The 14,532-nt window shown below is 65.5% G+C and carries 11 protein-coding genes; 2 read left to right on the top strand and 9 right to left on the bottom strand.

The genetic code is table 11. The features are described 5' to 3' along the window. Window positions 1-4 precede the first annotated feature (4 nt). Window positions 5-937, top strand: coding sequence for a metallophosphoesterase (locus ACF07D_RS13230; protein WP_391505210.1), 933 nt, complete (start codon window positions 5-7; stop codon window positions 935-937). Window positions 938-1,200: 263 nt separating this feature from the next. On the opposite strand, the gene ACF07D_RS13225 is transcribed toward ACF07D_RS13230, so the two are convergent. The 9 genes from ACF07D_RS13225 to ACF07D_RS13185 all read right to left on the bottom strand — a co-directional run bounded on the left by ACF07D_RS13225 (window position 1,201) and on the right by ACF07D_RS13185 (window position 13,698). Next, the gene (locus ACF07D_RS13225; protein ID WP_391505209.1) at window positions 1,201-2,421 is read right to left on the bottom strand and encodes an LL-diaminopimelate aminotransferase; all 1,221 of its coding nucleotides are present in this window, start codon (window positions 2,419-2,421) and stop codon (window positions 1,201-1,203) included. Window positions 2,422-2,447: 26 nt separating this feature from the next. Next, a complete protein-coding gene (locus tag ACF07D_RS13220; RefSeq protein WP_255808969.1) occupies window positions 2,448-3,515 on the bottom strand; it encodes an aspartate-semialdehyde dehydrogenase in 1,068 nt (355 codons plus the stop codon). A 56-nt stretch (window positions 3,516-3,571) separates the two neighbouring features. Next, window positions 3,572-4,849 carry an aspartate kinase gene (locus ACF07D_RS13215; protein WP_391505208.1) on the bottom strand — a complete coding sequence of 426 codons (1,278 nt, stop codon included), beginning with the start codon at window positions 4,847-4,849 and terminating at the stop codon, window positions 3,572-3,574. Between the two features lie 85 nt (window positions 4,850-4,934). Further along, window positions 4,935-5,543, bottom strand: coding sequence for a recombination mediator RecR (gene recR / locus ACF07D_RS13210; protein WP_391505207.1), 609 nt, complete (start codon window positions 5,541-5,543; stop codon window positions 4,935-4,937). A 3-nt stretch (window positions 5,544-5,546) separates the two neighbouring features. Then, entirely contained in the window at window positions 5,547-8,471 is a 2,925-nt protein-coding gene (locus ACF07D_RS13205; protein WP_391505206.1) for a DNA polymerase III subunit gamma and tau, read from the bottom strand. 61 nt (window positions 8,472-8,532) lie between these two features. Then, window positions 8,533-9,360 carry a nitrilase-related carbon-nitrogen hydrolase gene (locus ACF07D_RS13200; RefSeq protein ID WP_391505205.1) on the bottom strand — a complete coding sequence of 276 codons (828 nt, stop codon included), beginning with the start codon at window positions 9,358-9,360 and terminating at the stop codon, window positions 8,533-8,535. Window positions 9,361-9,379: 19 nt separating this feature from the next. Continuing rightward, window positions 9,380-10,573 carry an acetate/propionate family kinase gene (locus ACF07D_RS13195; protein ID WP_391505204.1) on the bottom strand — a complete coding sequence of 398 codons (1,194 nt, stop codon included), beginning with the start codon at window positions 10,571-10,573 and terminating at the stop codon, window positions 9,380-9,382. Continuing rightward, the gene (gene pta, locus ACF07D_RS13190) at window positions 10,570-12,675 is read right to left on the bottom strand and encodes a phosphate acetyltransferase (protein WP_119281615.1); all 2,106 of its coding nucleotides are present in this window, start codon (window positions 12,673-12,675) and stop codon (window positions 10,570-10,572) included. The genes ACF07D_RS13195 and pta overlap by 4 nt, the downstream gene beginning before the upstream one ends. Window positions 12,676-12,837: 162 nt before the next feature. After that, a complete protein-coding gene (locus ACF07D_RS13185; RefSeq protein WP_391505203.1) occupies window positions 12,838-13,698 on the bottom strand; it encodes a hypothetical protein in 861 nt (286 codons plus the stop codon). Between the two features lie 136 nt (window positions 13,699-13,834). On the opposite strand from ACF07D_RS13185, the gene ACF07D_RS13180 reads away from it, so the two are divergent. Next, window positions 13,835-14,518 carry a MarR family winged helix-turn-helix transcriptional regulator gene (locus tag ACF07D_RS13180; protein ID WP_391505202.1) on the top strand — a complete coding sequence of 228 codons (684 nt, stop codon included), beginning with the start codon at window positions 13,835-13,837 and terminating at the stop codon, window positions 14,516-14,518. The last annotated feature ends 14 nt before the right edge of the window (window positions 14,519-14,532 follow it).

Here is a 14,532-nt window from a genome sequence, read left to right as displayed (position 1 = left end):
TCATATGGCACGTAGCTCACGCTGTTGCTCTCCCGCTGCGGTCCTTGGATGGACCGCAGCGGGAGTGCTGCTCTGGTCAACCGTTGTCGAGCGCCGGCTCTTCACGATCCGCAGGCACGACATTCCGATCTTGCCCGAGGGCGCGGCACCGATTCGAGTGCTGCAGCTGTCAGACCTCCACCTCGCGCCCTGGCAGACGAACAAGATGAACTGGGTGCGCTCCCTCACCGAGCTGAAGCCCGACCTCGTCGTGCTCACTGGCGACCTCATGGGGCACGTCGGCGCGCGGCCGTCACTGCTGCATACGCTCAAAGCGTTCTCCGGAATTTCGACAGTGTTTGTGCACGGTTCGAACGACTACTACGGGCCGAGGCTCAAAAATCCACTGAAGTATCTTCGCGAACCGAGCAGGCTTGCTACACGCGAGCAGGACATTGACAACGCTCAGCTCACCGCGGGGATGACTGCCCTCGGGTTCACCGACCTGAACAACTCGGCGACCTCGCTCGAAGTGCGTGGCACGAAACTTCACTTCTTCGGCCTCAACGATCCACACATCAAACTCGACGACGGCGACGCGATGCGCGCGGCGATCGCATCAGCAGAGATCACCGATCCCGACCCCTCAGCCCCACGGATCGGCGTCGTTCACGCCCCCTACCAATCGGCGCTCGGCGAGCTGCTCGACGAGGGAGCCGACCTGATACTCGCGGGTCACACGCACGGCGGACAGGTTCGCGTGCCTGGCGTGGGCGCGCTCACCTCGAACAGCGACCTCCCGACGAACCAGGCTCGCGGTTTGAGCGTCTGGTACGACGCGCACCGCGCCGCATACCTCAACGTGAGTGCGGGCCTCGGGAACTCGATCTATGCGCCAGTCCGATTCGCCTGCCGGCCCGAGGCAAGTCTCATCACGCTAACGTCGCCCACGGCCTGATCTCCGTGCCGAGGGCTGCAGGTGCTGGCTGCCGCCCGGCCGAGAGCGCTGCCCTCAGACACACGAACTGTGATCTGCAGAAGATATGCCTGCTCCGCGAGGCGGAGGACATTCGAACTGCAGATCACAGTTCTAGCGTGTTGGACCTGGCGTAGGAGGTCCTAGGCACCCCCAAAGGATCCCCACGGGAAGCCCCAGGGGATCCTCAGAAAGCCCCAAGCAAGCCCCAGAGCCCCCAAAGGAGAGCCCAGCGGGGCCCGCCCCTATACGAGCGTCGGAAGCAGCTTTGAGAGCCGCTCAGCGGCCTCCCGGGTGGCCTCTGCCGTGTTGAATGCGCTCAGCCTGAAGTGGCCCGCACCCGTCGGGCCGAATCCGACCCCCGGAGTACCCACGATCTGCGCCCGCTCGAGCAGTGCATCGAAGAACGCCCACGAGTCCATTCCCCCAGGGCACCTGAACCAGACGTAGGGCGAGTGCTCGCCACCGACCGCGCTCACGCCGGCGTTCTCGAGTGTCGCGCGGATGAGGCGCGCGTTCTGCAGGTAGTAGTCGACGTCTGCCTGAACCTGTTCACGCCCGTCTGCGCTGTAGACGGCCTCGGCGGCCCGCTGCACGATGTACGGGGTGCCGTTGAACTTCGTCGACTGCCTGCGCAGCCACATCGCGTTCAGTGAGGCGCCGTCTCGCATGAGCTTCTTCGGCACCACTGTCCACGAGCACCTCAGGCCTGTGAAGCCAGCGGTCTTTGAGAACGAGCCCAGCTCGATTGCGACCTCGTCTGCGCCCTCGATCTCGTAGATCGACCGTGGGACGTCGTCGCCAGTGATGAACGCGCGATAGGCCACGTCAAAAAGAATCACCGCGCCAGTTCGCCGCGCGTACTGCACCCACTCCTCGAGCTCACCTCGGCTCATCGTCGTGCCTGTCGGGTTTCCGGGCGAGCACAGGTAGATGAGTTCAACTGGTTCGGACGGGAGCGGCGGCCGGTACTCGTTCGTGTCGTCACACGGCAGGTAGGTGAGACCCGTCCAGCGTTCGCCGTTGAACGAGCCAAGCCTGCCCGCCATCGCGTTCGAATCGACGTACACCGGGTACACGGGGTCGGTCACTGCGACGCGTGCGGCCTCAGAGAAGAGTTCTTGGATGTTCGCGGAGTCAGACTTCGAGCCGTCTCCAATGAAGATCTCGTCGGCAGCGACGCCTACACCGATTGCCGCGTACTCCCCCTCCGCGATCGCTTCCCGGAGAAACTCGTAGCCTGCCTCTGGGCCATATCCTTGGAACCCTTCGGCGGTTGCCTGCTCATCGACGGCCGCGTGCAGCGCCGCGATGACCGCGGGCGCGAGCGGCCTGGTCACGTCGCCGATACCGAGCCGCAAGACCCGCGCGTCAGGGTGCTGCTGTTCGAAGCGCCGCACGCGCTCGGCGACCTCGCTGAAAAGGTACGACTGGGGAATCTCCCCGAAGTGTGTGTTGATGATCATCGGGGAGATCCTGTCCGTTCCGTGTGTTAGTCGGTGAGCTTGGCTGCGACGACCTCGGCGAGCTGCACAGTGTTGAGTGCAGCGCCCTTGCGCAGGTTGTCGTTGGAGACGAAGAAAACGAGCCCGCGGCCCTCGGGGGCGGACTGGTCGGCGCGGATTCGACCAACGTAGCTGGGGTCGTTTCCTGCCGCTTCGAGCGGTGTGGGGACGTCGCTGAGCGCGACGCCGGGGGCTGAGCTGAGAACTTCGCGGGCCCGCTCAGGGGTGATGGGGTTCGCGAACTCTGCGTGGATCGCCAGTGAGTGTCCGGTGAACACGGGAACACGCACGCAGGTCCCCGCGACGAGCAGATCTGGCAGACCGAGAATCTTCCGGCTCTCGTTGCGCAGCTTCTTCTCTTCGTCGGTCTCGCCCTCGCCGTCTTCAACGATCGAGCCAGCGAGCGGGATCACATCGAACGCAATCGTCTTCGTGTAGACGGCCGGTTCGACAAAGTCGACAGCCTTGCCGTCGTGCACGAGTCCTTCGATGTTGCCGGTCTCCACCGCGGCCGTGACCTGACCCGCGAGTTCTGCAACACCGGCGAGGCCCGAGCCCGACACTGCCTGGAACGTCGTCACCTTCATCCGCTCGAGGCCTGCCTCGGCGTCGAGCACCTTCATCACAGGCATCGCGGCCATCGTGGTGCAGTTCGGGTTCGCAACGATTCCCTTGCGAGCCGCGACTGTCGCGTCAAGGTCGGCTGGGTTGACCTCACTCACGACGAGCGGGATCGCAGGATCCATGCGCCAGGCACTCGAGTTGTCGATGACGATCGCGCCGGCCTCGGCGAACTGCGGTGCGTATTCCTTGGAAGCGGCGCCGCCTGCCGAGAAGAGCACGATGTCGAGCCCGGCCTTGTCGGCTGTCGCTACATCTTCAACAGTGATGTCGGCGCCCCGGAAGCTTAACGTGCTCCCAGCTGATCGCGCGCTCGAGAAGAGGCGCAGTGAGGCGACGGGGAAGTCACGCTCCTGAAGGAGCGTACGAATCACAGCGCCGACCTGCCCCGTGGCGCCAACGATGGCGACGGCAAAACCCTGCTGTTCAGTCATGTGAATGGATCCTGTCTGAGTGCTTCAAGTATGTGTGTTTGCTAGCCGCGGCAGCGCTACCGGCCAGTGCCTGCGTAGACCGTTGCTGTCTCTTCAGCGTCGAGGCCGAACGCAGTGTGGAGCACGCGCACAGCCTTTTCCATGAGGTCGGCGCGGGTCACGACCGAGATTCGGATCTCAGATGTCGAGATCATCTCGATGTTGATGCCTGCCTCATACAGAGCTCGGAAGAGCTGCGCTGAGACTCCCGAGCTCGTGCGCATTCCCGCACCGACGACTGCGATCTTCGCGATCTGGTCGTCATACAGCAGGGTCTCGAATCCGAGATCGTCGCGCGCAGCCTCGAGCGCCTCAGTCACCTTGCGGCCCTCGCCCATCGGAACCGTGAACGAGATGTCGGTGCGGTTCGTGTCTACGGCGGAGATATTCTGCACGATGATGTCGATGTTGGCGTCGGTCTTCGCGACGACCTCGAAGATCTGCGCGGCCTTCCCTGGAATGTCTGGTACTCCGCCGACAGTAATCTTCGCTTCGCTTGCCTCGGCTGCGACGCCAGTGATGACCGAGTCTTCCACAAGATCTCCCTTCGGGTGCCCAGTTTTGGGCGTGTACACAACAGTTCCTGGTTCGCCGGAGAACGATGAGCGCACATGCAGCTCGACTCCGTGGCGGCGCGCGTATTCGACGGCGCGAAGGTGCAGCACCTTCGCGCCCGACGCGGCAAGCTCAAGCATTTCTTCGGACGAGATCGCGTCGATCTTCCGAGCGAGCGGGGCGACGCGAGGGTCGGTCGTGAAGACGCCGTCGACGTCAGTGTAGATCTCACACCGATCTGCGTTGAGTGCGGCCGCGAGCGCGACAGCGGTCGTGTCTGAGCCGCCGCGTCCGAGCGTCGTGATGTCTCGCGAGTCACGGCTGAAGCCCTGGAAGCCTGCAACAATTGCGACGGCGCCCTCGTCAAGCGCCTCGCGCACGCGGCCCGGGGTGACGTCGACGATCTTCGCCGAACCGTGGTCGGGCGTCGTGATCATGCCGGCCTGGCTGCCGGTGAACGACAGGGCTTCAACACCCATTCCCTTGATCGTCATCGCCAGCAACGCCATTGAGATGCGCTCACCCGAGGTGAGCAACATGTCAAGCTCGCGGGGTGCAGGGATCGGCGTGCAGTCAGCGGCAAGATCGAGAAGCTCGTCGGTGGTGTCACCCATCGCGCTCACGACGACAACGACCTCGTTGCCCGTGCGACGAGTCTCGACGATGCGCTTCGCGACGCGCTTAATGCTCTCTGCGTCCGCGACAGACGACCCCCCGAATTTCTGCACGATCAATGCCACGAGGGTCCTCCTTGGTTCTGGGCCAGCTTCTAGTCTAGCGCGAGGCGTATTCCCCGGCTTCGCGTGGCGCTGGCGTTACGTCGCGTTACTCGACGACGCGACGGCCCTCAAAGGCTCGGCCGAGCGTCACCTCGTCAGCGAATTCGAGATCTCCGCCGACGGGGAGCCCCGATGCGAGGCGCGAGACAGGCACGTCGATACTTGTGAGCAGGCGGGAGAGGTAGGCCGCCGTTGCCTCACCCTCGAGGTTCGGGTCGGTCGCGATGATCACCTCGCGGATCCTGTCCTCTCCCGTCGCTTCCCCGAGTCTGCGCATAAGCGCTGGGATGCTGAGATCGTCAGGGCCGATGCCGTCGATCGGGCTGATGGCCCCTCCAAGTACGTGGTAGAGGCCGCGGAACTGACGGGTGCGCTCGATGGCGACGACGTCTTTGGGCTCCTCGACAACGCAGATGAGGGTGTGGTCGCGCCTCGCATCAGAGCAGATGCTGCAGCGAGTCTGCTCAGTAATGTTGCCGCAGACCTCGCAGAAGCGGACGCGCTCGCGCACCTCAGTCAACAGCTCGGCGAGCTTGGACACGTCGAAGCTTTGCGTCTGCAGGATGTGAAATGCAATGCGCTGGGCCGACTTCGGCCCGATGCCAGGGAGCCTGCCAAACTCGTCGATCAGGTCTTGCACGATTCCGTCGTACATCGACTACCTCCTGGGCTCTGGGAGCGGTCGCTCCTCAACGAACACGGCGCCAAGCACCTCACGCACGACTGCTTCGCCGTAGCGGGTGAACTTCGGCGCTACCTTTGCTCCTCCTGCCGCGGACCCGCCGGCGTCAGCCGATGACTCTGCCGGCTGCGGTGCAGCTATCGGGGTGGGGCTCATCGGAGCCGCAGCGCTCGCCTGCGTCGCAGGGACCGCCGCGCTAGCGGACTCGGCCGGCCGGGTTGCCGCGGCCTGCTGTGCTGCCGGGTACTCCGGAGCGGGTGCCACCTTCTGCACTGCCGACCGGGCCTGCGGGACCGGTGCAGCGGCCTGGGCCTGTGGCGCGGGCGCGGGCCGTGATGCTGATGCTGCACTCGCGTATGGGTCGCCCTCTGGGTAGCCGTACTCGTCGTCGCTGTAGCTCGGTCCATCGCCGTACGGGGAGTTGTCGTCGTACCCGTCGTCGTCGCGCGTTCCGGCCCCGGAGCTGCTTGTTGCGGCAGGAGGATGTTCAGCCTGCATTGCCGCCTGAGGCGCAGGCTGCTGAGGCGCGGACTGCTGAGGCGCGGGCTGCTGGGGTGCAGGCTGCTGGGGTGCAGACGACTGGGACGCCGGCGGCTCCCCCACTGCATCCGGGCTCGGCTGTTGCGGCGTTTCGTGTGCGGCAGGCTGCCCGACAGGTGCGGGGTCGCTGGGTGTGACGGGCTCGGGAATGGGGTCTGCCCATGCTGGCGCCGCGAGCTTCGGGCCGAGTGAACTGAGTCGCGCTGCAGCCCGTTCCGCCAGGTCGTCGACCGGTGGTGTGGAGGCTTTGGGAGACCCTCGATGAGGCTCCTCTGAGTCGGCGGTGCCGACCGACGGCTGTGACTGCTCCTGCGACTCACGGGCGGCGGTCACCTGACGGGGGGCGTAGCGAACGCGAATGCCTGTCGCTTCGAGGATCGTCTCGCGGAGCGGCCCTGCACCCGTTGTCTTGAACGCGTCGAGGTCAGAACGGCTCGCCACCCCAACGATCAGTAGGTCGTCTTCGAGGCCGAGCGGCTCAATCGCGCGAACCGCGTTCCAGGCCTCCCGGTTTGATTCGAGTAGCTCCTCGAGCAGGTCGGGCCACATCTCGCGGAGGTCTTCAAACCCGGCGAGCTCCTCGCTCTGTTCTGCGGCGGTGCCCTCTGGCCCTGCGGCGGCTGCGGGTGAGGGAGTTGCTCCAGGGGCGGGCGTCTCTGACGGCTGCGGCCCGCCGGGCACAGACTGTTTCGCGGGGTGCTGCGCACCAGCGGGCTGCCCTGCAGGGGCGGCCTGGGCCTGAGCAGCCGGAGCGGGAGCAGCCGGAGCGGGAGTCGTCGGCTCTGTACCGATCGACGCAATCTGCGCTGCGCTCAACACGTCTGAAATTGGGCGGCCAAACCCGGCCGCGCCCTCGTTCGGGTGCGTGTCACGCTCGCCATCCGTGCGCTGGCTCTGCACCGGGGGTGTGGCCGGCCCCGCGTCCTCATTGCGGAGGAACTCGCGAATCGACGCGGCAGTCTCCGCCGCGTTTGCCACGCGTTCGGGCTTCGGCGCTGCGGGCGCCGGGGCTCCTGGGTTGTGGTCTGGGGCGGGCGGCATCTGCTTCGGGGCGCCCTGCCCGGCTGGAGCCTGCGACACCGGGTGCGGCGCAGCGGCCTGAACAGGCATCGGGCCGCCTGCACGGGGAGGCTGGGCACCGGGAACAGCGCTCTGGTACGGAACCCCACCGGGGGCCTCAGCCGCCGTCGCCCCCTGAGGCGACTGCAGCATGCCGAGCCCAGGCACGAGGGCCTGCATGTCGTGCGCTGCACTCCCAGACAGCTCAACGAGCGCGCGCGCGATCATGAGTTCGAGGTGCAGCCTCGGCGGCGTCGCACCTGTCATTTGATCGAGCGCCTCGCTCACGGTGTCGGCCGTGCGGGAGAGCTCGCGGGCCCCAAACGCACGTGCCTGCTCGAACATGCGGTCGAGCTGGTCTTGCGGGACCCCTCGGAGTACTGCGGCAGCGCCGTCGATTGACGTCGCGTTGACGATGATGAGGTCGCGGAGCCGTTCGAGCAGGTCCTCAACGAACCTCCGAGGATCTTGCCCCGTCTGGATCACCCGATCAGTCGCGGTGAATGCGGCTGCAGGATCGCCAGACCCAAGCGCCACGACAACGTCGTCGAGCAGTTCCGTGTGGGTAAAGCCAAGCAGCCCGGCAGCACGTTCGGCTGAGACACTGTTGCCCTCTGAACCGGCAATGAGCTGGTCGAGGATTGAGAGCGTGTCACGCGCCGACCCACCACCCGAGCGCACGACGAGCGGAAGCACGCCTGGTTCGACTACGACGCCCTCGCTGTCGCACAGCTGCTGCACATAATCGATCAGAGCGGCAGGCGGGATCAGGCGGAACGGGTAGTGGTGGGTGCGGGAGCGGATGGTGCCGATGACCTTCTCTGGCTCGGTCGTCGCGAAGATGAACTTCACGTGAGGCGGCGGTTCTTCCACGATCTTCAGCAGGGCGTTGAAGCCGCCAGCTGTGACCATGTGCGCCTCATCAATAATGAAGATCTTGAAACGGTCGCGAGCGGGGGCGAACACTGCCCGCTCACGCAGGTCGCGGGCGTCATCGACACCACCGTGGCTCGCAGCGTCAATCTCGACAACGTCAAGCGAGCCGCCACCGGCGCGGCTCAGCTCGACGCAGCTCGGGCAGGTGCCGCACGGAGTGTCGGTTGGCCCCTCAACACAGTTGAGGCACCGTGCAAGGATTCGGGCGCTTGTGGTCTTGCCGCAGCCGCGTGGGCCGCTGAACAGGTACGCGTGCCCGGCCCTGCCTGTGCGCAACGCAGTCATGAGCGGATCGGTCACTTGAGACTGCCCAATCATTTCCGAGAATGACTCTGGCCGATACCGCCGATACAGTGCTGCTACCACGACACCAATGCTACCGCCGGGCACCGACATTTGCGTGGGCGTTACCCAGGCTGGGGATAACTCACCCGAGTTCGTAGGTGAGCCCGATGCGTCGGTTCTCGAGAGCTGGGAGCACGCCGCGCGCCCGAGCGACCGCTGCCGGGTCGACGTCGGCGATCGCGATCCCCTCGCCGCGCGGGCCGAGGCCGGCGACGACGGCACCGAGCGGGTCAACGATCCTGCTGAGACCCGTCGTCGCCGCGTCGCGCGGCCCCCCGCCGACGGCCGCGCTCGCGACGAGCCAGCTCACACTTTCAAGCGCGCGTGCGCGAGTCAGGATCGACCAGTGGTCTTCCTTCCCAGGCCCCGATGCCCACGCCGCGACGACAACGAGCGTGTCCGCTCCCCGATCCACGAGCGAGCGGAAGAGCTCGGGGAAACGGAGGTCGTAGCAGTTCGCGAGGCCGAGGTTCAGGCTCTCACCGTCCGCCTCCACGTTGAATACTGGCGGGAGCTCATCGCCAGGTTGGGTGTGCGCGAACTCGCTCTGCGCAAACGCCTCGTAGAGGTGGAGCTTACGGTAGCGGGCGAGCTCTGATCCATCAGGCCCGACGGCGAGCACAGTGTTGAACGGGAGACCGTCGGGCGAGGGTTCAAACCCCGCCGAGATCACGACGACACGGTGCTCGACGGCAAGCTCTGCAGTCAGTGCCGCAAACGCATCCCACCACTTCGCAGCAATACCTGTCAGCCCGTCGACTGTCACCGACTGCAAAAGCACCATCGCCTGCTCTGGGAACACGATCACTCTGGCCCCATCGGCGGCCGCCTCAGCCGCGCGCGCTCGCATCGCCTGAAAGTTCTCGCTCGGCTCGACCGACGGGGTGAACTGGATGGCTGCGATTTTCACGGTGAGTCTCCTGTCGTCTCTAGCTGGACGCTATCAGGGCAATCGACTGCTGCGCGATCTCGGCTTCCTCGTCAGTCGGGACAACGAGCACAGTAATCGCCGAGTCGTCGGCGCTAATAACCCTGGCGCCCGAGCCTGTAGCCGCGTTGCGCGACGGGTCGAGTTTCAGACCGCACCATTCAAAGCCAGCGCAGATGAGCTCGCGCAAATCGGGCCCGTTTTCTCCGAGGCCTGCCGTGAACACGACTGTGTCCGTGCCGCCAAGTACCGCGAGATAGGCGCCAAGGTAGTGCCTGGCGCGATGCACGTACACCTCGATCGCGAGGTTCGCCGCCTCGTCACCGCTCGCCGCCGCAGCGCGGACGTCGCGGAAGTCGTTCGACCCGGTCATGCCGAGAAAACCCGCGCGCTTGTTGAGTTGCTCGTCGACCTCGTCGACGCTCACGCCACGGCGCAGCAGGTGAAAGATTGCCCCGGCGTCAATGTTTCCGGATCGGGTTCCCATCACGAGCCCCTCAAGCGGCGTCAGCCCCATCGAGGTGTCCACGGATCTGCCACCATCGATGGCACAGATTGAGGCCCCATTTCCAAGGTGCAGCACGATCTGCTTGAGCGATTCGAGTGGCATGCCGAGGTGGCTGGCGGCGCGCCGCGAGACGACCTGATGTGAGATCCCGTGGAACCCGTACCGCCGAATGCCATGGTCGGCCGCGAGGTCTCGGTCGAGCGCATACGTGTATGCGCGTTCGGGCATGCTCTGGTGAAACGCGGTGTCGAAGACGGCGATGTGTGGAAGCTCGGGGAACACTGCGCGTGCCGCGACGATGGCAGCGTAGTGCCCTGGGTTGTGCAGCGGCGCGAGCTCCGCGAGCTCAAGAATCCGCTCGGCGACGGCATCATCGATGAGTGTCGGCGCAATGAAGTCTCTGCCTCCGTGCACGACACGGTGACCGACAGCCACGATGCCAAGCTCATCAATCGGCGTGCCGGCGGCCCTGAACTCCTCGACGATCGCCGCGAATGCCGCAGAGTGGTCGGGAATGTCTTGCTCAGTCGCCGAGTCACCGGCAGTACCCTTGTAGACCACCCGGCCGCGACCGCTCTCGCCGATACGCTCGACGAGCCCCTGAGCGAGCCTGGCTCCGCTCCGCTCGTCGATCACCTGGTATTTGATTGACGATGAACCAGAGTTCACCACGAGTACGGCGTTCATCGTTCTCCCGCCTGCACTGCCGTGATGGCAACCGTGTTCAAGATGTCTTGAACTGTCGCCCCACGGGAGAGGTCGTTGACTGGCTTGTTTAGGCCCTGAAGCACGGGCCCGACGGCGACCGCCCCGGCTGAGCGCTGCACGGCCTTATACGTGTTGTTTCCCGTATTCAGGTCTGGGAATATGAATACGGTTGCGTGCCCAGCAACCTGCGAACCAGGGAGCTTGGAGGCGCCAGTCTCGGGGTCAATTGCAGCGTCGTACTGCAGCGGCCCCTCAACGAGCAGCTCGGGATGGGCATCCCGCACGAGCGCGGTTGCCTCACGTACCTTGTCGACCTCAGCGCCAGATCCTGATTCGCCAGTCGAATACGAGAGCATCGCGATTCGCGGGTCGACACCGAACTGCGCTGCCGTCTCAGCTGACGAGGCGGCGATGTCGGCGAGCTGCGCGGCGTTCGGATCCGGGTTCACTGCACAGTCGCCGTAGACGAGTACCCTGTCTGCAAGCGCCATGAAGAACACGCTCGACACAACTGAGACACCCGGCTTCGTCTTGATGAACTCGAGGCTCGGTCGGATCGTGTGCGCAGTCGTGTTGGCGGCGCCCGAGACCATTCCGTCGGCGAGGCCGAGGTGCACGAGCATCGTGCCGAAGTAGCTCACGTCGACCATGCGATCCCGCGCATCCTCGAGCGTGACTCCCTTGTGGGCGCGGAGCTTCGCATACTCCGCAGCGAACTCCTCGAGCAGCGGCGATGTCGCCGGATCGATGACTGTCGCGCCGTCGATGGCCAGGCCAAGCTCTGCTCCGCGCTTGCGGATCGCGCTCTCCTCACCAAGCAGGGTGAGCCTTGCGATCCCGCGGGCGAGCAGGGTGCTCGTCGCACGGAGAATTCGATCGTCGTGTCCTTCGGGAAGCACGATGTGTGCGTTCGCCTGCGCCGCCCGTGCGAACAGATCGTAGGCAAACATCGCCGGCGTCCGCACACTCCCACGATGCAGCCGCAGCCGCTCACGCAGGTCGGCGGTGTCGACGTGGGCGTGAAAAAGCGCGAGAGCAGTATCGAACTTGACTGGCGACTCCTCAGTGAGCAGCCCACGCGCGTGCACCACCCGCTGGGCGGTCTCAAATGTGCCGTGCGGGGTGCGGATCACGGGAAGTACCGCACCCACACCGTCAAGCAGTCGCTCAACGTCTGCTGACATCTCGAAGTCGCCGTTCAGCACCACGGCGCCAAGCGTCGGGAACCCCTCAGCCTCGTGTGCGATTGAAACAGCGAGCAGCGTCTCTGCGCGGTCCGCGGCGATGATCACGACCGCGCCCTCCAACAGCCGCGGCAGCACGTTTGTCATAGACATGCCTGCCACCACGATCTGGCTCACCTCGCGGCTCAGCAGCTCTTCGCTCCCTCGAACCAGCTGGCCGTCAACGGCGCGCATCACCTCGGCGACAGGCGGGGCGACGAGCATCGGCTCCTCAGGGATTGCCCACACCGCGCTGCCGTCAGGTACCACCGCCGAGACCGCACCAACAATCGCCTCAAGCTCGTCGCTGTCTGCGCGGTTGATGAGGGTCGCGAGCACGCTTGCATGTTCTTCGTGCAGTTCAGCGACGCTCAACTCGACGACCTTCGCAAGCTCAATTGCCGACCGGGCACTCGATTGCCCGAGCACCTCCTGCTCAGCCATGTCTCGACCGCCGACCACAAGAAGCACCGGAGAATCTAGGTTCGCGGCGATCCGCGCATTCGTGGCGAGCTCGGTCGGAGCGGCAACATCGGTGTAGTCGGACCCCACGACGACAATGGCGTCGCACTCCTCACGAAGCGCACGGTAGGCGCTGACGATACTCGCCATTGCCTCTTCTGAATTTCGCGACAGCTCTTCGTATGTGGCGCCGATGCAGGCGTCGTACGACGCGTGAGCTGTCGCCCTGCCTCGCAGCATCTCAAGCACGCGGTCACGCTCGTCGCGAGACCTGATCACAGGGCGGAATACACCCACACGCGGGACGTCGGCCTTCAACGCATCTAGCACGCCGAGCGCCACAGCGCTCTTGCCCGTGCGACCTTCGGGGGACGTGAGATAGATACTTACTGCCACACCCTCAGTGTATTCCTCGGCCCCTCCCGACGGGCCTCGGATGTACAAGCTGCAGCATTCTCCTGGAAATACCGAAGGGCCGGCCTCCCCGCTCGGGGAAACCGGCCCGGTTGCGGGTGGTTGTGCGCCACAATGCGCACGCACAACCACCCGCGGATCACGCTAGTCGCGCGAACGCGCAGCCATCACGCCCGCAGTGAAGCCGCGTTCAAACCCGCTAACTCGTCCATGCCCGTGTGCATGCCCGCGGCCGTATCCGCGGCCGTCATGCCGGTCGCGGCCGCGACCGGAGTCCGCACCAGCGCCTGGGCCGAAGCCGCGTTCCATATGGAAGCTGCGTTCGCCACCCTTGCCGCGCCCGTGGTCGCGACAGTGATCCTGGTCGTGTCCATATCCGCGCCCGTGGCCGTGGCCGTGTCCATACCCATGCCCATGCCCATGCCCATGCCCATGTCCATGTCCATGTCCACGGCCACGCCGCGGGTCCCACGCCCTTCGGCCTCCCCGTCGGCGAGCGCGCAACTCCTCGGTCCAGCCGAGTTCGTTGGCAATTGCCTCAAGAGAGTCGGTCGTTATCGAGAGGTCTTCGTCGGAGACTGAGCTCTCGATCCGATCCTGAACGTCCTTGGCGATCTGCTGCAGGCGCTCTCGCGCCGCCTCGCCGGCTCCGGTGAGAATCCAGCCTGTGGGCGACACAGCGCCCTCGGCTCGCCTGTCTCTCGTGATCCACCCGCGGTCAGCGAGGGCCCAGAGGCGCGGGCTGCGGCGGTCGAGACGGGCGCGCTGCTTGTCAGACAGTTTGCTGCCAGACGAGATCAGGCTCAGCATTCGAAGATCACGCCGGGAGGCGCCAGCCTCTGCGAACCGGGCATCGACCTCTCGAGTGACGAGCGTGTCGACGGCGCGCAGCCAGTATCGAATCGAGCGAACCTGGCCTACCTCCTGGTTGGGAGCCGACTCTGCCGAAGCCTTCGCGTCGGCGTTCTGTGCGTCTGATGGGTTGAAGTCTTGAGTGTTACTCATGGTGAAGTCCTTTCGTGCGGGATCAGACCCGCTCAGCATGCCTCGTTCGTGAGCCGTAACTTTCCATGTCACCTTGCATGCATATGTATAGTGACATGCATTTCATTCCATGTCAAGAGACATGTAAACTTTTCTCATGACTTCCCCGCCCGGCTCACAGCCGAACCAACCGAACCAGCCCGGGCTCCCAACCACGGCAGACGCGGATGCACTCATCGATGCCCTCGCACGCATGCGTGGACGGCGAGGGAGGCGAGGGGGCCACCGACCCGGCGGACCCGGCGGACCCGGGGATAGGCACGGCGACTTCGCAGACTGGGGCGGCCACGAGGCCCGCGGTGTCAACGAGCACGCCCCACCTGGCGACGCGGAACGCACCGGGCTCCACCCTGGCGGCGCCGCACATCGGGAGCACTGGGGTGGCCACGGCGGCCCACCCAGCGAGGGTCGGCGCGGCCGCGGTGGGCCGGGTGGGCGCGCAGGCGGCGCAGCGCTCATGCGAATGCTCGGCGTGCTTGCGCATTCCCCCGAACCGCTGTCAATCAGCGAACTCGCTGAGCACATTGGCGTCGACCAGCCCCGCGCCTCCCGCCTCGTTCAACAGGCAGTGGCGCTCGGGCATGCTGAACGCGAAGCCGATCCGGCGGACGCCAGGCGCACGAGGGTGCGGCTGACTGGCGCTGGGGAACAGCTCGTACATGGCATACGGAACCGACAGCGCGACGAGGCGACCACAGCGCTCGCCGCACTTGACGACGCCGAACGGGTAGAGCTCCTCAGGTTGGTCCAGAAACTCGCTGACGCCTGGCCCACGCCCTAGCGACCCGCCGCCAG

The sequence above is a fragment of the Leucobacter sp. NPDC015123 genome (assembly GCF_043080205.1).
Taxonomy (GTDB): Bacteria; Actinomycetota; Actinomycetes; order Actinomycetales; family Microbacteriaceae; genus Leucobacter; species Leucobacter aridicollis_A.
Note: the sequence above shows the minus strand (reverse complement) of the source record. Positions and strands in the feature narration are given on the sequence as shown.

What these genes read in the sequence shown, in the direction of transcription:
- ACF07D_RS13230 (WP_391505210.1), top strand. Translation starts at nt 5, where the DNA reads ATGGCACGTAGCTCACGCTGTTGCTCTCCCGCTGCGGTCCTTGGATGG.
- ACF07D_RS13225 (WP_391505209.1), bottom strand. Translation starts at nt 2,421, where the DNA reads ATGATCATCAACACACACTTCGGGGAGATTCCCCAGTCGTACCTTTTC.
- ACF07D_RS13220 (WP_255808969.1), bottom strand. Translation starts at nt 3,515, where the DNA reads ATGACTGAACAGCAGGGTTTTGCCGTCGCCATCGTTGGCGCCACGGGG.
- recR (WP_391505207.1), bottom strand. Translation starts at nt 5,543, where the DNA reads ATGTACGACGGAATCGTGCAAGACCTGATCGACGAGTTTGGCAGGCTC.
- ACF07D_RS13195 (WP_391505204.1), bottom strand. Translation starts at nt 10,573, where the DNA reads ATGAACGCCGTACTCGTGGTGAACTCTGGTTCATCGTCAATCAAATAC.
- ACF07D_RS13185 (WP_391505203.1), bottom strand. Translation starts at nt 13,698, where the DNA reads ATGAGTAACACTCAAGACTTCAACCCATCAGACGCACAGAACGCCGAC.
- ACF07D_RS13180 (WP_391505202.1), top strand. Translation starts at nt 13,835, where the DNA reads ATGACTTCCCCGCCCGGCTCACAGCCGAACCAACCGAACCAGCCCGGG.